Origin of the sequence: Shinella sp. WSJ-2, from assembly GCF_003432075.1 — a bacterium.
GTDB lineage: Bacteria > Pseudomonadota > Alphaproteobacteria > Rhizobiales > Rhizobiaceae > Shinella.
In genome coordinates this window covers 46,038-64,702 of record NZ_QWBU01000004.1, presented here as the reverse complement: position 1 = coordinate 64,702, position 18,665 = coordinate 46,038, and the positions used below count along the sequence as shown (strand labels likewise).

Annotated in this window: 21 protein-coding genes; 3 read left to right on the top strand and 18 right to left on the bottom strand. The window is 63.2% G+C overall.

Annotation, left to right across the window (positions count from 1 at the left end; all coding sequences use genetic code 11):
- The 17 genes from D0Y60_RS11155 to D0Y60_RS11075 form a co-directional block, all read right to left on the bottom strand.
- Positions 1–204, bottom strand: coding sequence for a cold-shock protein (locus D0Y60_RS11155; protein WP_117369870.1), 204 nt, complete (start codon positions 202–204; stop codon positions 1–3).
- A 206-nt stretch (positions 205–410) separates the two neighbouring features.
- Positions 411–1,322, bottom strand: coding sequence for an ABC transporter permease (locus D0Y60_RS11150; protein ID WP_117369868.1), 912 nt, complete (start codon positions 1,320–1,322; stop codon positions 411–413).
- Positions 1,319–2,413 (bottom strand): ABC transporter permease, encoded by a 1,095-nt coding sequence (locus D0Y60_RS11145; RefSeq protein ID WP_117369866.1) that lies wholly within the window; start codon positions 2,411–2,413, stop codon positions 1,319–1,321. The genes D0Y60_RS11150 and D0Y60_RS11145 overlap by 4 nt, the downstream gene beginning before the upstream one ends.
- Entirely contained in the window at positions 2,410–3,927 is a 1,518-nt protein-coding gene (locus D0Y60_RS11140) for an ABC transporter ATP-binding protein (protein ID WP_117369864.1), read from the bottom strand. Before D0Y60_RS11140 ends, D0Y60_RS11145 begins: the two co-directional genes overlap by 4 nt.
- Before the next feature lie 4 nt (positions 3,928–3,931).
- A complete protein-coding gene (locus D0Y60_RS11135; RefSeq protein WP_117369862.1) occupies positions 3,932–5,029 on the bottom strand; it encodes a BMP family ABC transporter substrate-binding protein in 1,098 nt (365 codons plus the stop codon).
- Between the two features lie 23 nt (positions 5,030–5,052).
- Positions 5,053–6,423, bottom strand: a complete 1,371-nt coding sequence (locus D0Y60_RS11130) for an amidohydrolase (RefSeq protein WP_117369860.1) — start codon at positions 6,421–6,423, stop codon at positions 5,053–5,055.
- 1 nt (position 6,424) lies between these two features.
- A complete protein-coding gene (locus D0Y60_RS11125) occupies positions 6,425–7,084 on the bottom strand; it encodes a glutathione S-transferase family protein (RefSeq protein WP_117369858.1) in 660 nt (219 codons plus the stop codon).
- A complete protein-coding gene (locus D0Y60_RS11120) occupies positions 7,084–7,929 on the bottom strand; it encodes an aromatic ring-hydroxylating dioxygenase subunit alpha (protein ID WP_117369856.1) in 846 nt (281 codons plus the stop codon). Before D0Y60_RS11120 ends, D0Y60_RS11125 begins: the two co-directional genes overlap by 1 nt.
- The gene (locus D0Y60_RS11115; protein ID WP_117370403.1) at positions 7,926–8,567 is read right to left on the bottom strand and encodes a Rieske 2Fe-2S domain-containing protein; all 642 of its coding nucleotides are present in this window, start codon (positions 8,565–8,567) and stop codon (positions 7,926–7,928) included. The genes D0Y60_RS11120 and D0Y60_RS11115 overlap by 4 nt, the downstream gene beginning before the upstream one ends.
- A gap of 124 nt (positions 8,568–8,691) precedes the next feature.
- Positions 8,692–8,925 (bottom strand): acylphosphatase, encoded by a 234-nt coding sequence (locus tag D0Y60_RS11110; protein WP_245409168.1) that lies wholly within the window; start codon positions 8,923–8,925, stop codon positions 8,692–8,694.
- A 135-nt stretch (positions 8,926–9,060) separates the two neighbouring features.
- The gene (locus tag D0Y60_RS11105; protein WP_117369852.1) at positions 9,061–9,765 is read right to left on the bottom strand and encodes a GntR family transcriptional regulator; all 705 of its coding nucleotides are present in this window, start codon (positions 9,763–9,765) and stop codon (positions 9,061–9,063) included.
- Positions 9,766–9,909: 144 nt separating this feature from the next.
- The gene (locus D0Y60_RS11100; RefSeq protein ID WP_117369850.1) at positions 9,910–10,626 is read right to left on the bottom strand and encodes an aspartate/glutamate racemase family protein; all 717 of its coding nucleotides are present in this window, start codon (positions 10,624–10,626) and stop codon (positions 9,910–9,912) included.
- Between the two features lies 1 nt (position 10,627).
- Positions 10,628–11,350: an ABC transporter ATP-binding protein gene (locus tag D0Y60_RS11095; protein ID WP_117369848.1), complete on the bottom strand. Its 723-nt coding sequence runs from the start codon at positions 11,348–11,350 to the stop codon at positions 10,628–10,630.
- A 3-nt stretch (positions 11,351–11,353) separates the two neighbouring features.
- A complete protein-coding gene (locus tag D0Y60_RS11090; RefSeq protein ID WP_117369846.1) occupies positions 11,354–12,136 on the bottom strand; it encodes an ABC transporter ATP-binding protein in 783 nt (260 codons plus the stop codon).
- Complete coding sequence (locus D0Y60_RS11085) at positions 12,133–13,104, bottom strand: branched-chain amino acid ABC transporter permease (protein WP_117369844.1); 972 nt, start codon at positions 13,102–13,104, stop codon at positions 12,133–12,135. The genes D0Y60_RS11090 and D0Y60_RS11085 overlap by 4 nt, the downstream gene beginning before the upstream one ends.
- Positions 13,105–13,108: 4 nt before the next feature.
- The gene (locus D0Y60_RS11080) at positions 13,109–13,978 is read right to left on the bottom strand and encodes a branched-chain amino acid ABC transporter permease (RefSeq protein ID WP_117369842.1); all 870 of its coding nucleotides are present in this window, start codon (positions 13,976–13,978) and stop codon (positions 13,109–13,111) included.
- Positions 13,979–14,074: 96 nt separating this feature from the next.
- Positions 14,075–15,262 carry an ABC transporter substrate-binding protein gene (locus tag D0Y60_RS11075; RefSeq protein ID WP_117369840.1) on the bottom strand — a complete coding sequence of 396 codons (1,188 nt, stop codon included), beginning with the start codon at positions 15,260–15,262 and terminating at the stop codon, positions 14,075–14,077.
- Between the two features lie 225 nt (positions 15,263–15,487).
- Between D0Y60_RS11075 and D0Y60_RS11070 the strand changes: the two genes are divergently transcribed.
- Positions 15,488–16,210: a GntR family transcriptional regulator gene (locus D0Y60_RS11070; RefSeq protein WP_117369838.1), complete on the top strand. Its 723-nt coding sequence runs from the start codon at positions 15,488–15,490 to the stop codon at positions 16,208–16,210.
- A gap of 176 nt (positions 16,211–16,386) precedes the next feature.
- Here the strand turns inward: D0Y60_RS11070 and D0Y60_RS11065 are convergent, their stop codons facing one another.
- Positions 16,387–16,695, bottom strand: a complete 309-nt coding sequence (locus tag D0Y60_RS11065) for an I78 family peptidase inhibitor (RefSeq protein WP_117369836.1) — start codon at positions 16,693–16,695, stop codon at positions 16,387–16,389.
- Between the two features lie 395 nt (positions 16,696–17,090).
- Between D0Y60_RS11065 and D0Y60_RS11060 the strand changes: the two genes are divergently transcribed.
- A complete protein-coding gene (locus tag D0Y60_RS11060; RefSeq protein ID WP_117369834.1) occupies positions 17,091–17,633 on the top strand; it encodes a flavin reductase family protein in 543 nt (180 codons plus the stop codon).
- Between the two features lie 261 nt (positions 17,634–17,894).
- A complete protein-coding gene (locus D0Y60_RS11055; protein WP_117369831.1) occupies positions 17,895–18,665 on the top strand; it encodes an SDR family oxidoreductase in 771 nt (256 codons plus the stop codon).

Here is an 18,665-nt window from a genome sequence, read left to right as displayed (position 1 = left end):
TTAGACCAAGCGAACGTTTTCGGCCTTGGACTTGCCGGTCTTGCGGTCTTGGCCGATGTCGTAGCTGACCTTCGTACCGTCGCGGAGCGAATCGCCTGCCTGCACTGCGGAAACATGGACAAAAACGTCTGCCCCGCCATTGTCGGGGGTAATGAAGCCGAAGCCCTTATCCTGGTTGAAAAACTTTACGGTGCCGGTTGCCATGTTATCCTCGTGATCTCAGTGCCGTTGTGGCCACTGCTGTAGCTTAAGCATCGTCCGGCGCCCCTGCAACCGCTTATTCGCGTTGTGTTGGCAAGGCCGGGACAATCCTATGGATTATAGTCTTACGCGCGATGCAAATCCATTCAAGCCCGCCAGTGGCACAACAAGGGACCTTGATGGGAATATTATTGCTATTGGCATGAAAATTATCGTTCGAAAGGTTCTCCAAGCGAGGCAACGCCGTTGAGCTTGAGCAGGCGGCGGTCGGCGGAAATGATGCCGAGCACGATGATGGTGACGATATAGGGCAGGCTCGACAGGAGCTGCGAGGGCAGATCGAGGCCGGTCGTCTGGGCGGCAAGGCTCATGAGCGAGACCGCGCCGAAAAGGCAGGCGCCGAGGAAGACACGGCCCGTCAGCCAGGTTCCGAAGACGACGAGAGCAATCGCGATCCAGCCGCGGCCGGCGATCATGCCGTCGGCCCAGAGCGGCGTATAGACCACCGAGGCATAGGCGCCGGCAAGGCCGGCCATCATGCCGCCGAAGGCGACGGCGGCGACGCGCACGGCGATGACGGGATAGCCGATGGCATGCGCAGCCTTCGGGTTTTCGCCAACGGCGCGAATGACGAGACCGGTCTTGGTGAAGGCGAAGGTCGCCCAGATGCAGAGCGTCGCCAGCAAGGATAGCCAGACGACACTATCCTGAACGAAGAGGCCGCCGATAACAGGCAGGTCGGCAAGACCGGGAATGCCGATCTTCGGCAGGCCCTTCACCGTCAGGCTCTCGTAGCTCTTGCCGAAGAGGGCGGACAGGCCTTGGCCGAGAATGCCGATGGCAAGGCCCGTCGCGACCTGATTGGCGCGGAAGCCGAGCGCGATGAGGGCGAAAACGAGCGAAAGCAGCGCGCCGCAGATCCCGGCGGCGATGAAGGCGATGAAATGCCCGCCGCCATGATAGACGATGATGAAGGCGATGACCGCGCCGAAGGCCATCAGGCCCTCGACGCCGAGATTGAGCACGCCGGCCCGCTCGACCACCAGTTCGCCGAGGGCTGCGAGCAGGAAGGGCGTTGCCGCCGCCAGCATGCCGGCAAGAATGAATTCGACGGCGTTCATGACGGGCTCCGCGCTGATATCTGCGGCCATTCGAGGCGATAGCGCACGAAGGCGACGGCGACGAGATAGGCAAGCAGCAGGCTGCCCTGGAAGACGCGCACGGCGGCAATCGGCAGGTTGGCCGAGACCATGGCATTGTCGCCGCCGATCGAGATCGCCGCCATGACCAGCGAGGAGATGACGATGCCGATGGGATGCAGGCCGCCGAGATAGGCGACGATGATCGCGGAATAGCCGTAGCCGGTGGAGATCGAACGCTGGAGCTGGCCCAGCGGCCCTGCGACTTCCGCCGCCCCGGCAAGACCTGCGGCGAAACCGCCGATGAGCAGCGACAGCCAGATCGCTCCGCCCTCGCTGAAGCCGGCATAGCCGGCAGCGCGCGGGGCAAGGCCGCCGACCTGCAGCTTGTAGCCCATAAAGCTTCTCTGCATGAAGACCCAGGCGGCGAGCGACAGTGCGAGCGCGATCAGGAGCGAGACGTTGACGCGCGTGCCGGCAAACAGCGTCGGCACCATGGCGTCGTACTGGAACATCACGGATTGCGGGAAATTGAAGCCGTTCGGATCCTTCCAGGGGCCGAGCAGCAGGTAATAGAGGAGTTGCGCAGCCACCAGGCTCAGCATCAGTGAGACGAGGATTTCGTTGGCGTTGAGCCGCACACGCCAGAAGGCGGTGATGCCGGCCCACAGCGCGCCGCCGATGGCGCCGATCAGGAGCATGGCAGGCCAGATCCAGCCGCCAGTCGCTTGCGGAAACCAGATCGGGATGGCGGAAGCGAAGATCGCGCCGAGGATGAACTGCCCCTCCGCGCCGATATTGAACACCTTGGCGCGGAAGCCGATGGCGAGGCCCTGCGCGATGAGAAGCAACGGCCCGGTCTTCAGCAGTACTTCGGAAAACGACGACCAGGAGAGGAAGGGCTCCAGCAGCATGGCATGCACGACGGCAGCTGGATCGCGCCCCATCAGCACATAAAGCGCGAGATTGAGCAGGATCGCGGCGGCGAGCGCCAGCGGCGGCGCAAGCAGCATCGCCTTGCGCGAGGCACGTTCGCGGCGCACGAGATTGGGCACGAAATGCGTCATGCTCATGCGTCGGCCTTTTCCGGCTTTGCGCCCATCATATAGCGGCCGATCTCTTCCGGCCGCGTGTCACGTGTCACCAGCGGCGGGCTGAGGTGGCCATGATAGAGCACCTGGATCGTATCGGCGAGTTCGAACAATTCTTCCAGCTCCTCCGATATGACGAGGATCGCCATGCCCGCATTGCGCAGTGCTATCAGCCGGCGGCGGATGGCCGAGGCCGCGCCGATATCGACACCCCAGGTCGGCTGGGCGACGAAAAGCAGTTTCGGTGCCAGCATGATCTCCCGGCCGACGATGAATTTTTGCAGATTGCCGCCGGAAAGCGCCCCGGCTTCCGCCTGCGGGCCGGGCGTGCGTACGTCGAAGTCGCGGATGCAGGTCTCGGCGAAGGCAGTGGCCCCAGCCTTGTCGACGAGGCCGTTTTTCAGGAGCTTCAGCGGATGGGCGGTCAGCAGCCCGTTCAGCACCAGCGACATTTCGGGCACCGCACCGCGGCCGAGCCGGTCTTCCGGCACGAAGGCGAAGCCGCGCGCGCGGCGTGCCGCCGGGCCAAGCTGACCGACGTCGGCGCCCATCATGAAAATACGATCCTTTTCATGACGGGAAAGCCGGTTCTCGCCGGAGATCAGGGCAGCGAGTTCGCTCTGGCCATTGCCGGAAACGCCGGCGATGCCGAGGATCTCGCCGGCACGCACCGTCAGATTGATATCGGCGAGCGGCACGGCGAAGGGATCGTCGGGCGTATGGTCGAGGCCGACGATCTCGAGCTGCTTGTCGCCGCCGCTCCGGGGTTCGGCCGGCATCGGCTCGGGCATATCGCGGCCGATCATCATGCGGGCAAGATCATGCGCGTCGTGCTCGCGCGGATCGACATTGCCGGTCACGCGGCCGGCGCGCAGGATCGTTGCGCGGTCGCAGATCGCCCGGATTTCCTCCAGCTTGTGCGAGATGAAGAGAATGGACACGCCGCCGTCGCGCAGGCGCCGCAGCGTGTCGAAGAGCTTTTCCACCAGTTGCGGCGGCAAGACCGAGGTCGGCTCGTCGAGGATCAGCAATTTCGGATTTGTCATCAGGCAGCGGATGATCTCCACCCGCTGACGCTCGCCGACCGAGAGCGCATGCACATGGGCGAGCGGATCGACCTCCAGACCGAAATCGCGTCCGAGCGTGCGGATGCGCTCGGTCAGTTCAGCCTTCTTGCCGGGCACGACGAGGCGGATATTTTCCACCACCGTCAGGGTCTCGAACAGCGAGAAATGCTGGAAGACCATGCCGATACCCTGCCGCCGCGCCTCGGCGGGGGAGGCGAGGGCGAGTGGCTCGCCCTGCCAGGTCGCGGTGCCGTCGTCCGGCTGTTCGACGCCGTAGATGAGTTTCATCAGCGTCGATTTGCCCGCCCCGTTCTCGCCGAGGATCGCGTGGATCGACCGCTCGGCCACATCAAGATCGATGCCCTGGTTGGCCTTGATCGGTCCGTAGCTCTTCGAGATGCCGCGCAGCGACAGGAGGGGCGGGGTCATGGGCTTACTTCGGCAGCGGGGTGGCGACGCCCTTGACGTGCCAGTCCATCGCGATGATCTCGGGGTCGGTCATCGTGGCGCCAGCCGCGACACCCTCGCTCCCGTCGGCCTTGGCGATCGGGCCGGTGAAGGGCGAGAAGCTGCCGTCGGCGATCTTGGCCTCGGTTTCCTTGATCTTCGTCATCGCGTCGGCAGGGATCGCAGGGTTCCAGTCCGTAACCTGAACCACCTTGTCGGCCACGCCGAGGAAGGCATTGGCACCCTTGAAGGTGCCGGCGAGATGGGCTTCGACCGAGGCCAGGAAGAAGGGCGACCAGTCGGTCGCGACGCAGCCGAGATAGGTCTTCTCGGCATATTTCTTCATCGAGGAGTTGAGGTTGAAGGAATAAACGCCGGCATCCTCGCAGGCCGCCACGACGGAGGGCGTGTCTTGCGCGTTAGAGAAGATCACGTCGCATTTCTGCGCGATCAGGGCCTTGGCCGCTTCCTGTTCCTTGGCGGGGTCGAACCAGGAATTGACCCAGACGACGGAGACCTCGATATCCGGGTTCACGGCCTGGGCGCCGAGCGTGAAGGCGTTGATCGAGGTTATGAGTTCGGGAATGGCGAAAGCCGAGACGGAGCCGAGCTTGCCGGTCTTGGAGAGCGCTGCCGCGGCCATGCCGAGCAGGTAGGTGCCCTGGAAATATTTCGCGGCGAAGGGCGAGAAGTTCGGCGCAACCTGGAAGCCGGAGGCATGCAGCACGGTGACGCCGGGATCGCGGCGGGCGACCTGCAGCGCGCCGTTCTGGTAGCCGAAGGAGCCGGCGATCAGGAACTTGTTTCCGTCAGCGACGGTCTTGGTCATGATGCGGTCAGCGTCTGGGCCTTCCATGATGTTTTCCAGCACCGTGACCTTCACCTTGTCGCCGTACTTGGCCTTGACAGGCTCCAGGCTGGCGGAAAGCGCGTGGCCCCAGCCCACATCGCCGATCGGCGAGGGCACGACGAGCGTGATGCCGAGCGGCTCGTCGGCGGCGAAGGCAAGGCGGCTGCCGAGCACGCCGGCAAGGCCGGTGGCGGCCGCGGCCTTCATCAGGTTTCTGCGGGTCAGGTTGGTCATGATGGTTCCCTCTGGTTGGTTTTTTAGAATTCTACGGTGGCGAGCGCGGCTTCCGCATCGGCGGCAAGCTTCGCCTCGTCGAGGCCCGGAAACGCGCCGTCCTGCCAGACGATGCGGCCATTGATCATCGTCATGTCCGTCGCCATGCCGATGCCGACACGCGGGATCAGGCTGACGGGATCATGCCGCGTGCCGACATAATCCATGCGGCGCGTGTCGATGGCGAAGAGATCGGCGGCCATGCCGGGCGCGAGCCGGCCGATATCCGGCCGGCCGAGCAGGCTCGCGCCGCCCGTCGTGCCATAGCCGAGGAAATCGACCGGATCGGGCACGGGATGCTTGCGCGTCGAGGCGACGAGGCATTGCAGCATATAGGCCGAGTGCAGGCAGTGCATCAGGTTGGAATTGTCGTTGGAGGCCGCACCGTCGCAGCCGAGACCGACGCGCAGGCCGAAAGCCGCCATGGCGGGGATGTCGGTCACTTCCGCGCCGACGAGATAGACAGGCTCGGGGCAATGCGACACGCCGGTGCCGCTTGCCGCCATGGTCTTCAGCTCATCATGCGTCAGTTCCCAGCAATGGGCATAGAAGGCATCCGGGCCGGCAAAACCCAGTTCCTCCAGATAATCGACCGTGCGCTTGCCGTGGCGCGCCGCGATAACAGGGCTTTCGCCCTCGCCGACATGGGTGTGCAGGTAGACGCCGCGATCGCGCGCCAGCGCTACGGATTCCACGAAGGTCTCGCGATAGCAATTCACCGGCTGGCAGGGCGCGACGACGACCTGGCGCATGCTGAAGGGCTTTGCGTCATGATAGGTATCGATCAAACGGGCGCAATCGGCGATGAACTCGTCCGTCGTCTCCAGCATGGCGTCGGGGATGGTCGATCCTTCGGATTTCGGTAGCGTGTTGCCGCCGCGGCCTGCGTGGAAACGCATGCCGAGCAGGTCGGCGGCCTCGAACTGCCGGTCGATCAGCCGCTTCCCGGCATGACGCGGGAAATTGTACTGGTGGTCGAAGGCGGTGGTGCAGCCATGCTTGATCAGCTCGGCCATGGCCGTGACGGAGGAATGGTAGAAGCATTCCTCGTTGAGCTGCGAGAAAATCGGATAGATGCGGTCCAGCCACTCGATGACGGAGAGTTTCGTCCAGTCGAGATCGGCGCGGTTGCGCACGAAGCACTGGAAGAAATGGTGATGCGTGTTGACGAGGCCGGGATAGACGAACCAGCCGGTGGCGTCCTGCACCTCAATGCCGGGGCCGGCGGACAGGTTCTCGCCGATCGCCTTGATGGCGGGGCCCTCGGTGAGGAGGTCGACATTGCGCCGGACCGTCGGGCCATTGCCGTCATTGACGATGACGGCGGCGCAGTTCTTCAGGAGATGGCCGGTCATGTCACGCCTCGCCCGTTTCGAGCTGCGGCTCGGGCTTCAGTTCGTGCAGCCGGTGGATGCCGGGCATTTCGATGAAGCCGGGAAGCGAGCGGAGCCGGCGCGACCAGAGGCGGATCGCCGGATAGGGATCGAGCGGCACGCCGCCATCGGGCGCCAGCGCCACGTAGGGGAAACAGGCGATGTCGGCGACGGTCGGCCGGTTCGCTGCCAGGAAGTTCTGTCCGCGTTCCGCCTGCTCGACGAGGCCGAGTTCCAGTTCGCGAAGGGCGGCGATGCCCGATGCCCGAAGAGCGTCGATATCACCCGGGCGCAGCAGCATTTCGTGCAGACGCGCACCGCCGAGGCTTGCCGTGAGCCGGCCGGAGAAGGACAGCCATTGCTGCACGCGGGCGGCTTCTTGCGCATCGCTGCCGGCAAGCCAGTCCGGGGCGGCTTTCGCCGCGAGATAGACGAGCATGGCGGAGGATTCGGTCAGGAGCAGATCGCCGTCTTCAAGGATGGGGATCGAGCCGGCGGGATTGAGCGCCAGCAGTTCCGGACCGCGATGTTCGAGGCCGGGATGGAAATCGACGGCGCGCAGGTCGAGCTTGACGCCTGTCAGTGCCGCCATCAGGCGCACCTTGTAGCAGCTCGGTGAGAGAATGTAGTCGTAAAGCTTCATCATTGCGCCACCAGCTGCGCACCATAGGTAAAGTTGTGACGCTTCAACCAGCGCCGGTAGGCGACGGAGGTCAGGTCCGCGCGCGTCGGCATTTCCATGCCGGGATCGAGCGGCAGGAGGCGCGGCACCTGGTTTTCCAGGATCGAGCGGTCCTGTAGGAAGATCGTCTGCTGGAAATGGATGAGATCGGTCATCGGCGTGTCGTCGTCGAACAGCGCCATCCAGGGCCAGACGTCGCAGAGATCCTCGGTGAGCGGCTGCACGAAGAGCGTGATAACGTCCCATTCGCTCGGCTTCGGCGGGCAGGTCTTGTAGAGCACGGTCGAGGTCGGTCCGGCCACGCGGTACATATATTGCGTGGTGATGCCGCCACTTGCCGATTTCGCCGCCTGCGGCTGGTAGAACTGCACCTGCGTGGCCCAGACCTCATCGACATCCTCGCGGATTTCGACCTTGTAGGCCTGCACTTCCGTATGCGGCTCGGCGCCGAGAATATCGGTGTGCACGAAGGGGAAGTGGGCGATGTCCAAAAAATTCTCGACGGCGCGAAGCGGCGAGCAGCGCACCCGAACAACGCCGACATCGACGAAGCGGCGGCCCGGCTGGTCGGCCTCAGGGATCGCAAAGAGTTCTTTTTGCGGATCGCCAAGCGAGGTCCAGACATGGCCGTAGCGCACGCGCACCGGCAGGCTGCGGCCGGTGCTGTCGGTCACCCTGGCGTCGCCGTTTCCATTGCGCGCGACCACGATCGGTTCGCCCATCAGCATGGTCTTGCGGCCGGCTTCGTCGAGCTGGCCGAAGATGCCGACCGGGTACCATTCATCGAGCATGGGGCCTACGATCATCGGGCGGCTCCCTTCTTGTAGATATCCTCGGCCTTGCGGCGCAGACCTTCGGCGATGCGCGCCGCCGCAATACGGGCGGCAGGACCGGCATCGGCCGAGACCAGTACATGGATAAGAGTTTCGCCATCTCGGGTGGATGACAGCAGGAGGCGGATATCTCCCGCGTTCACCAGCCCATCGGCCGTCGCCTTGACTCCGGCGGCCGCCTCGATTGCGGCAATGTCGGCGAAGGCGGTGAGCGAGCGCAAGGGCACAAGGCCGGCAAGGCCCGGGGGCGCGGCAGTGGGTTCGTCGACGGCGACCCAGACCACGCCATCGGCCTCTGTCACCGGATGGGTGACAGTGCGGATCGCGTCAGGCGGCGTCAGTCCGGGATGGGCGGGGATGCGCAGACAGTTCCCGGCCTGCCCATAGCTCCAGCCGTGATAGATGCAGGAGAGCGTCTCGCCCCGCACGAAACCGTGCGAAAGGCTCATCCCGCGGTGTGGACATCGATCCGCCGAGGCGGCGACACGGCCGGACTGGCTGCGCCAGAGCGCGAGCGCGCCTGCGGGAATGCGCGCCGGCAGGACGGTTCCCGCCGGTAGATCCGAAGAAAGGGCGACCGGAACCCAAGAGCCCGTCGGCCCTGCAGGTATGAGGATATTTTCCAAGTGACTTCAACCGCTTGATTTTGCAGAAGACGAAAGATCCCTTCTACGTTTGCACAAACAATTCCGCATTGGCAAGTTTGATCAAATATCAGAATGGCGGCTTTTCCGGCTATCCACCGGCATTGCTGACGCGCCTGCGATCGATGGTTTCAACCCATACGTTAATCGGCCCCAACAGGCAGCCAACCTCCATCATATCGATGAGCTCCGGCGCACCGGCAAGGTCCACTTCGATGCGGTCGGGACCACTATGAACGATGTCCTGGAAAAGGCCGAGCTTACTGGCATGGCGGCGGATCCACGGCAGGAAACTGTCCGCGTCAAGCTCGCCGCGGATCGTCATACGTTCTCGCAAGAGAGTATAGGTTTCACCCGGCACGGAGGGCTCCAACAGCGTCGTCATTTCCGCAGAATAGCGGCTCGATCGGCTTGTGATAAGGGTTTTGGGCGGCACGACAGAGCGGGAAGGCCATGCAGGTCAGAGCAGGCCTTCCGCAACAGCATAGTCCGACAAGACGTCCTTCATGTCCCGGTCGCTGTCGCGGGGGAGGAGCGCGCGGGTCGAGATTGCGTCGAGATGGTGCATCATCAGCTTGGAGGCGGCATCCGTCTCGCCGGCGATGAGATGGCGGAGAATTTCCTGATGCTCGGAGACGGCGCAATCCGACGAATGCGGCCGCCCGTAGAGCGCCAGGATGAGGGAGCTGCGGGCGACGGTCTCGTTCACATAGCGGATCAGGCTGGCATTCTCGGTCATCTGCGCGAGGATCGTGTGGAATTCCCCGGCAAGGCGGATCGACACGGCATGCTCCGGCTTGGCGGCCTCTTCCGCTGCGATATGTGCGGTCAGCGTTTCGATCTGCGCCTTCGTCAGCTTGCCCGAAAGCGATTCCACGACAAGGCGTTCGAGGGCCATGCGCGTGATGAAAAGGTTCAACCCTTCCTCCAGCGTCGGCCGCGCAACCGTCGCGCCCTTGTTGGGGGTGAGGTCGACCAGGCCTTCTTCACTGAGGCGCACCAGGGCTTCGCGCACGAGCGTGCGGCTGACCCCGAGACGTTCGCCGAGCAGATCTTCCGGAAGCTTCGCGCCGGGAAGCAGCGCCTGATCGAGGATTGCGCGCTTCAGGGCACGATGAACGGCCGGCGAGCGTCCCCGGCTGGAATTGGCTGCTTTCGGCGCCATGCGGCAATCTCCTGTCCGAAAATACGCCCGCAAATTGCATGCGCAGGCCGGCTATGTCCATGGTGAATAAGCCGAACAAGCGCATGAACAATACTATAATTGCAGCCTATGTTTCATCCAGGGCACGATGCCGCGAAGCCGCGTTTAGGCTCCAAATATACGCTCCAGCTTGCTGGAGGGCGGCGGGGCGTAGCCGCCACGGCGGGAGGTGCGCATGTTGAGACCGGCCATGGCTTCGGCCATCTTCACCGCGCAGGATACGCCGTCGAGCACGGGCAGGCCGTGTTCGGCAGCAAGATCGGCCGCGAGGCTCGCCATGCCGGCGCAGCCGAGCACGATGGCTTCGGCGCGATCCTCCGCGACGGCGACGCCGATTTCCGCGCTGATCTTCTGCCGTGCATTCGAACCGGGCTGCTCCAGTTCCAGCACGGCGACTTCGGAGGAACGTACGCGGGCGCAACGCGCGTCAAGGCCGTAGCGGGCAAGGTTATGTTCCAGCGCCGGGACGGAGCGGGCCAGCGTCGTGACGACGGAGAACTTGTTGGCGATCATCGAGGCGAAGTGATAGGCGGCTTCGCCGATGCCGATGACCGGCTTGTCGGTGAGGCAGCGAGCGGCGTCGAGACCGGTATCGTCGAAACAGGCGATGACGACGGCGTCGCAATCGGGGTTGCGGCGGATGGTATCGAGCAGGCCTGCAAGGCTCATCGCCTCGTCGAAATAGCCTTCGATGGAGACGGGGCCGTGCGCCGGGTTGACGGCAGTAATGTCGGTGCCGGGAGAGGCGGCGGCGCGCGCCGCCTTCCCGATATGATCCGTCATCGAGGCGGTCGTGTTGGGGTTGATGACGAGGATTTTCATGTCAGAGTTCGCCTCCGAGGTAGGCAGCCTTGATGCGGTCGTCGTTCATCAGCTCTTTCGAATTGCCTGACAGCGCGATCGACCCGGTGGAGAGCGCATAGGCTCGGTTCGAGATGGAGAGGGCCATGCGGCTGTTCTGCTCGACGAGGAGGATGGAGACCTTCTCGTCGCGGCTGATGGCGACAATGGCGCGGGCGATGTCCTGCACCAGCTTGGGCGCGATGCCGAGCGATGGCTCGTCCAGGAGCAGGAGCTTCGGGCGCGCCATCAGCGCGCGGCCGATCACCATCATCTGCTGCTCGCCACCCGACATGGTGCTGGCCTGCTGGTGATAGCGTTCGCGCAGGCGCGGAAAGCGTGTCAGCACGTTTTCCAGCGTCTGCTCGATCTCCGCCTTGTCGGTGCGGGTGAAGGCGCCCATCAGCAGATTGTCCTTCACCGACATCAACGGGAAGGCGCGCCGCCCCTCCGGCACCATGGAGATGCCGCGCCGTACGATCTCGGCCGCCGAGGTGCCGTTCAGCTTCTGCCCTTGATAGAAGATCTGGCCCGACTTGACGGACCGGAGCCCGGTGATCGCCCGCAGGATCGAGGATTTGCCTGCCCCGTTCGCGCCGATCAGCGCGACGGTTTCGCCTTCATCCACATCGATCGATACGCCCTTCAGCGCATAGATATGGTCGTAGTAGAGTTCGATATTCTCAACGCTCAATATCTTGGTCATGGCTTACATCCCGATCGCCGCATCTTCGGAGCCGAGATAGGCTTCGATCACCTTCTCGTTCTCGCGGATTTCCTTGGGCGTGCCCTCGGCGATCTTCTGGCCGAAGTTGATGCACACGATCCGGTCGCTGATCTTCATCACGGCGGGCATGTCGTGCTCGACGAGGAGAACAGTGACGCCACGCTCGTCGCGAAGGCGGCGGACGAGCCCGACCATCTTCATCGTCTCGTCGTGGTTCATGCCGGCGAAGGGCTCATCGAGCAGGATGACCTTCGGATCGGTGGCAAGGCCGATGGCCATGCCGAGCGCGCGCAGGTGCCCCTGCGGCAGGTTGGAGGCGAGCTCGTTGCGGATCGCCTGAAGCCCCAGGAAATCGACGATGTCGTCGGCCGACTTGGCGAAGGCCGCCTCATCCTCCTTCGCCTGCTTGGTGCCGATGAAGAAGCCGAAGAGGCTCGCCGTCGAGCGCAGGTGATGGGAGACGATGATGTTTTCGCGCACCGTCATGGAGCGGAAGATCGTCGTTTCCTGGAAGGTGCGCACCACGCCCATCTGCGCCACCTTGTGCGGCGCGAGGCTCGAAATGCGCGTGCCGTTGAACAGCACTTCGCCCGATGTCGCCGGCACGAAGGAGGAGATCAGCTTGAACAGCGTCGATTTGCCGGCACCGTTCGGGCCGATCACCGAGAGGATTTCCCCCTTGTTGACGTCGAAGGTGACGTCGTTCACCGCCGTCAGGCCGCCATAGCGCTTGGTGATGTTCTTGATCTGCAGGATCGGGGTCATGCCCGGCCCTCCTTCTTGTCGAGAAGGCTGAGGACACCGTTCGGCAGGACCAGCATGAGCAGGATCATGACGCCGGAATAGATGAGCAGCTGGTATTCCTTGGCGATCGACAGCAGATCCCAACCGAAATAGAGCAGCAGCGTGCCGAGCATCGGGCCGAAGACGTAACCCAGGCCGCCGAGGAAGCAGTAGAGCATGAAGTTCACGCTGTCGGCGACCACGAAGGACGACGGGTAGATCGACTGGGCGATGGAGGCGAACATCGCGCCGGCAATGCCGCCGAAGAACGAGGAGATCGCATAGGCGAGAAGGCGCAGATAGGCGGTGTTGACGCCGATCGAGGCCGACAGTTCCTCATTCTGCTGGAGGCTGCGGCAGAGATGGCCGAGCCGCGAGTTCACGATGCGCCAGAGCACCAGATAGGTGATGATCATCAGCACCACGGCCATGACGTAGAAGCCGACGCGTGGATTGGAGAGCGTGGCGAAGTCCGGGATGATCGTCAGGCCGAAGAGCGAGAGCTCGCCCGGCTGCGGGATCGAGGTGATGCCCTTGGCGCCGTTGGTAATGGGTAAGGCGAGGGCGGACAGGCGGGCGACTTCCGTCAGAACCAGCGTGACCATGGCGAAATAGACGCCGCGCAGCCTGAGGATCGGCAGGCCGATCAGCACGGAGATGAAGGCGCAGAACAGGCCAGCCAGCGGCAGCGTCCACCAGAAGGAAACACCGGCCTTCGTGACGAGGATCGTCGAGACGTAGCCGCCGACCAGCGCATAGGCGCCCTGGCCGATATTGATGCGGCCGATATAGAAGGTGAGCCAGACACCGGCCGCACCCACGGAGAGCAGGGCGACGGAGGTCAGCGTGTAGTAGAAGTCCCAGCGCCCGGTCGCGTTAATGAACAGCGGGACGAGAACGAAGACGGTGAGTAGGAAGGCTGCGAAGCCGAGAAGTCTTTTCGTGTTCATGACCTTAACCCCACGGCTTGCCCATCAGCCCCTGCGGGCGGACGGCGAGGAAAACCATCAGCGTGGCGAAGATGACGAGATAGGTGATGTCGCCATAGGCCGAGAGCACGGTCAGGCCGACGCTCTCCATCATGCCGAGGATGAAGCCGCCGGCGATCGCACCGGAAATGACACCCGCGCCGCCGATCATGATCATCAGGAAGGCCTTGACCGACGTCGGGCCGCCCATGCCGAGATTGACGCCGGTGATGGTGACGAGAAGGCCGCCGACGAGGCCGGCGAGCATGGCGCCGAGCGCAAAGCCGATCATCGAGTAGCGGGCGACGTTCACGCCCATCAACTGCGCCGCCATCTTGTCCTGGGCGAGCGCCCGCATGGCGCGGCCGGTCTTGGAATAGTTCATGAAGCCGATGAAGACCACGATCAGCAGGATGGCGAGCACGCCGATCAGGATGCGGTCATAGGGCATGATGATGCGCATATCGAGGTTGAGCACGCCGTTGACGACCTTCGGCACGCCGCGCTGCTTTTCGCCAAAGAAGAGCAGGATGACCGCATCGAGGAAGAAGGCGACGCCGGCTGCCAGCAGCATGGTCGATTCATCGCGCTTGGAGCGGCGCACGACCGGCGCGAACAGGAATTTTTCGATGGCCGCCCCCATGATCGCCAGCACCACCGCCGACGCGAAGAGGCCGACGATGAAGGGCAGGCCGAGCTGGACGACGACCGTATAGGTGACAAAGCCGCCGAAGACGTACATCTGCCCGTGGGCGAAATTCAGCACGTTCATCAGCGAGAAGATCAGGGTCAGTCCGAGGGCGATCAACGCATATTGCGCCCCGAGATAGAGACCGTTGGCGATTATCTGTTCCATCGTGAGCCTCCAATGGAAGGACGTTCAGGCAAGAGGGATCCGGCCGAACGACGCGGCGGCGTCCGGATCCCTGTCTCATCGATGCCTAGGCTCCGATCAGTCGACCTGGCCGACGAACATCGTCTCGAACTTGCCGCCCTTAAATTCGTTCACCACGAGCGGGACGGAGACCTGACGCTTCTGGCCGAAGGAGGTCATGCCGACATAACGCAGCTTGGCGTCGCCCTTCATGAAGGGGTTCGGCGCTTCAAACGTATCCATGGTCTTCTTGTATTCCTCGACATTGTCGATTGCCGCCGGGTTCGCCTTCAGCGTCTCGAGGATGTATTCGAGCGCATAGACCTTGGTGTTTGACTCGTCGTTGTACTCGCCGAACATCTTTGTATAGCGGTCGACGAATTCCTTCATCGTGTCGCTGGCGAGTTCCGGCGTGGACGCGCCACCGACCGAGATGAAGCCTTCGGCAAGTTCGCCTGCACCTTCCTGCAGAACGGTCGCGTCCTGTCCCGTTTCCGTGGAAATGAAGCCGGTATAGCCGAGCTCGCGGGCAGAGCGGATGAGCTGCGGCGCATTGGCCGGCGAAACGCCCGAGAGAACGAGAAGGTCGGGCGAGGCCTGGATGACAGGCAGCAGGACTGGCGTGAAGTCGGTCGTGTCCACCTGGTAGGTCACATTGCCGGACACTACTTCGAGGCCGAGACCCTCGGCGGCGGCAATGCCGGATTCACGCTGGCTGAGCGGGTCGGATTCGTTGGCGGCAACGAAGGCGATCTTTTTCACGCCCTTGTTTTCCTTGAGATATTTGTAGATGGCCGGGCCAGACTGGTAGTTTGCCACCATGCCGAGGATCGCGTTTGAGGCCGGTGCCGTGAAAAGCTCTTTCGGGAAGGCGTAGGGGAAATACATGATGCCGTTGTGCTCGGCGACCGGGCGCACCGCTGCGGCGCCGTCATCGACGTTCGGGCCGACGACATAGTGCACGCCGTCCTGTGCCATCTTCTCCATGCCGGCGATGGCGCGCTTCGGGTCCTTCTGGTCGTCGAAGGGCACGATCTCGATGTCGTAGGTCTTGTCGCCGATCTTCACGCCGCCGAGTTCGTTAAGCCAGGCAGCACGCGCTTCCATCGAGCGCTGGTTGGAAATACCCCAGGCCGCGGCCGGGCCGGAGGTGACGCCGACGAAGCCGATCTTCAGCTTGGCGTTCTCGGCATGCGCCATCAGCGGCAGGGACAGGAAGGTCGCTGCTGCGAGGGCGGAAAACTTCAGGAATGTACGCTTGTGCATATTGTTCTTCCTCTGGGCCATTGATTTATTTTCTAGTGGCGAGCGGGCTGCGAGGGCGGCCACGTCACGCCTTGGCCAGAGCATTCAATGCATTGTTAACAATCCTGTCAAGCCGTCGTGCACAACACGGAACCACTTCATCAACGAAATCGCGACTTGTTGGTTGATGAAATCGGCTCTATTTAAAAACGAAGTGCAGTAGAGTGCGCATATCGAGGTGGTGCGGTGGTTGATTTGGGGCGGGAAAATCCGGTCGAGGCGGAGGAAATCGACGAAAGCGATATCGTGGAACGCATCTTCGAAGCCGTGGTCGAGCAGCGACTGCCGCCGGGTACGAAACTCTCCGAGTCCGCTTTGTGCGAGGCTTTCGGCGTCGGACGCATGCGCATCCGCCGCTCGCTTCTGCTGCTGGCCAGCCGGGAAGTGGTCGAGCTTCATGCCAATCGCGGCGCCTTCGTCGCCTCACCGACGCCCGATCAGGCGCGTGAAGTCTTCGAGGCGCGGCTTGCGCTGGAGCCGAACATCACGCGCCTTGCCGTCCAGCGCGCCGGCGAGGACGACCTCGCGGAGCTGAACCGGCTCCTCGAAATGGAATATGTCGCGCACAAGGAGCGGCACCGGCACGACGCGATCCGTCTTTCGGGCCAGTTTCACACCATGCTGGCGCAGATCGCCGGCAATGCGATCCTCATCCGCACGGTGAAGGAACTGGTGACGCGGACCTCCCTCATCATCGGACTCTTCGGTGCGCCTGGCCTGAACAGCTGTCGCGATGACGACCACGCATCCATCGTGCATGCTTTCCACACGGGTGATGCCGAAAAGGCGGCCTGGATGATGACGCTCCACCTGAAGCACATCGAAAGCCATCTCCAGCTGGATGCCAAGCCCCATGAGGCGGTTGATCTCGTTCAGCTGTTCACGCAGAAGAGTCTCGTCGAGCAATAGCGACCGGCGGTCCGGGCGCCGCCACCGCCCGCCGGCAGTCCTCTGCTGATGACGACGGTGCCGACGACGCTGCCTGGAATACGGCGGCGCAAAATCGGTATGCGAACAAACGCGCAAAAAAGGGGAGGATTCCGTATGGATCCTCCCCTTTTTAAGGCCGTCGAAACGGCGTTCGGTCAGCCGCACATGGCGCGGGTGATTTTTCCCGTTGCCGGGTCTGTCTCGATTGTCACGCGCTCCTGCCGCAGGTCCATGGTCACGCCGTCGCCCGGCTTGATCTGGCGCACGATCGTCGCACCCGTCAGCTTCATCGCCTCGGCATCGGAAATCTTGTCCTTGCCGACGAGGGTCTCGGCCGCTTCCCGCTTGCAGATGCCGGATTCGACGGCGGCAGCGGCTTCGGGCTCTTTCTCCTTCTGGCAGCCGGCGGCGAGGAGAGCGAGAGCGGTGGCTGCGAGGGCAGCGGTGTGGCGAATGGGAAGCAAGGCGTATCCTTTCTGTCGAAAGGTGCCATCAAGCAGTGGAATACGGCGACAGATGGGCGTGGTGTGAAACGCGGCGCAGCCTCTATCCCTTGGTGACTGCGGCAAGAGGCGGTGGCCTCCATCGGCATCCTGCGGCCATCTCAGTGGTAAAGGCGCGCTGAAGTCGCCCCAGACCGGCACACTGCAGGCAGGGTGAATAGGGACCCTCCGAAGTCGTTGACTATGAGGCGGCCCTCTCCATCGGTTTGGTCGCGGGCGATGACGATATAACAATCTCGGCTTTTGAAGTGCATATTTTCTATAAAAACAGTCAATTTAAGAAAGCCGTGCCTGCTTCCCTTCGTTTTCGTTTGTTATCCCTAGGCGCATCAGATGATTGCAGTGGAGCGGGACGGATGAATGCTCATGCGGAGAACACGCATTTCAATACCCACAGCACGACCTTGCTCGACCACCCGGCGGATGCCGACCGCCTGAAGGCGGCGTTGCGGACACTCGGCGGCGGTGTCAGCATCATCACGGCCGGTGAGGGCGAGGCCCGCACTGGCGCCACCGTCACGTCGGCGACCGCGCTTTCGGTCGAGCCCGCGCGCATGCTGGTCTCGCTCAACCGCTCCTCCTCCACCTGGCCCGTCGTCGAGCGCTACGGCCATTTTGGCATCAACATCGTCGGTGCCGAGCACGAGACCATCGCCAACCAGTTCGCCGGCCGCGGTGGTCTGCGCGGTCCGGACCGCTATCGCGGCGCAGAATGGACCACGGCGCTGAGCGGCGCCCCGCTGCTGATCGATGCCGTGGCCGCGATCGATTGCACCGTCGAGGAGGCCATCGAGCGGCACAGCCATGTGATTGTCATCGGCAAGGTTTTGGCGATCCGCCTCGGCACCGGCCACTCGCTGCTTTATCAGGACGGCCGCTACCACGCTGTCTCCCGCTAAGGGCTCTTCTAGCATCTCGAAATGCTGCCATCCGACGCAGGTGGGGTCGTGCGAACGATGCCGCCTCATGTGTCCCAGTGCATGCCGCTAGGTCCAACGCGCCGGGCTTCGTACGGTATCGCTTGGAACTGCCCAACTTCTTCAGTCTAAACTGGCGCTAGATGATCGCCGCTCCCTCCCGATCCTCGCCTTCACGCCGCGGATCGGTTACCACGGTGGATCTTCCGAGGATCGGTTTCTCGGCACGTTCCGGAGCAGGCCATGAGCACCAACACCTTGTTTTCCCTTGCCGGGCGGGTCGCCCTCGTCACCGGTTCGAGCCAGGGCATCGGTTTCGCTCTTGCCGACGGTCTGGCGCGGCAGGGGGCGACTGTCGTGCTCAACGGCCGGAATGCCCCGGCGGTGCAGGCGGCTGCGGCCACCCTTCGTGACAACGCTTACCCGGCACATGCCGCGACATTCGACGTCACGGATCCTGCGGCGATCGCGCCGGAGATCGAGCGGATCGAGAATGAGGTCGGGCCGATCGATATCCTGATCAACAATGCCGGTATGCAGTTTCGCACGCCGCTCGAGGATTTTCCCGTCGAGCGCTGGGAGCAGCTTTTGACGACCAATATATCGAGCGTCTTCTTCGTCAGCCAGCCGGTCGCCCGTCGCATGATCGCGCGGGGCCGCGGCAAGATCGTCAATGTGGCTTCCGTCCAGAGCGAATTGGCAAGGCCGGGTATCGCGCCTTACACCGCAACGAAGGGCGCGGTGAAGAACCTGACCCGTGGCATGTGCGCCGACTGGGCGAAACACGGATTGCAGATCAACGCCATCGCGCCAGGATATTTCCGCACACCGCTCAATCAGGCGCTGGTCAACGATCTGGACTTTTCTGCCTGGCTGGAAAAGCGCACGCCGGCCGGGCGCTGGGGCAATGTCGAGGAGCTGGTCGGCGCGGCTGTGTTTCTGTCGAGCGACGCATCGTCCTTCGTGAATGGCCACACGCTCTATGTCGATGGCGGCATCACCACGAGCCTTTGA